2 protein-coding genes are annotated in these 765 nt (G+C 38.0%); both read left to right on the top strand.

Going from position 1 to position 765, the window contains the following annotated elements:
• Positions 1-187 (top strand): hypothetical protein (locus J7438_RS26340; protein ID WP_209278988.1); only part of this gene is annotated, 187 nt, incomplete at its 5' end.
• A 68-nt stretch (positions 188-255) separates the two neighbouring features.
• The gene (locus J7438_RS26335) at positions 256-633 is read left to right on the top strand and encodes a hypothetical protein (RefSeq protein ID WP_209278987.1); all 378 of its coding nucleotides are present in this window, start codon (positions 256-258) and stop codon (positions 631-633) included.
• The last annotated feature ends 132 nt before the right edge of the window (positions 634-765 follow it).

Below are 765 nucleotides of genomic sequence, written 5' to 3'. Positions count from 1 at the left end.
AGGGTCGGTGAGGGTGCTGAATTTAGAGAACAGGGATTTTGCAGACATAGATAAGCAGGAAAAAGGAGGTATTTTGCACTTTTTTAGCCTGCTTGTCTGTTCAAAAAATGCTCATGTTTTTGCCGTGGGGTATCGGCAGGTACGTATAGCAAATCTACAGTATGTTATGCGAAAATGCTTCGTGTAAACGACTGTTATGTGCTAGGTCAGCATCAACATAGAATAAAAACAATCTAATATTCATAAGGAGTAGATTTGAATATTTTAGTCTTACGACATTCAGCAGAGCAGGTAAAACTTAAAGGTAAAAGAGATGTAGTTTCTGCAAGTCAGCTGGAGCATGCTACAGGTTATGCTTTGAATAAGTTTCAATTAGCATCGACATCAGTTGGTGACACAGCCTATATTATCGACCGAGATAATCATTTGGCATTTATAGGTAAAATTTCCTCTATCACAGAAAGATTTGTAACTTTAAAAAATGGCAGAAGTGACCGACGACAAGATTTAAAGCTAACAAATGTTAAATCGTGCAAATTTGTTGATGTACCTTTTGTAAAAGGTTGGGAAACCCAAAGGGGCGTAAAAGTTTTATCAAACACTGACTTTTATAATATTGTTGGTGAACTTTAAATCTCGCACATAACGAATAAGGATAGATTGCGCCCAGCCGCAATCTATCCTGTTGTTGCACAAGCCCGGGTTGATTTCTGGCGAGGAAGGTCTATTGAAGTTTACTTTTCTGGTTGATCTTGAATCAGAGCG

The sequence above is a fragment of the Thalassotalea sp. G20_0 genome, from assembly GCF_017744175.1.
Taxonomy (GTDB): Bacteria; Pseudomonadota; Gammaproteobacteria; order Pseudomonadales; family Endozoicomonadaceae; genus Endozoicomonas.
This window is presented reverse-complemented; position numbering and strand designations above follow the sequence as displayed.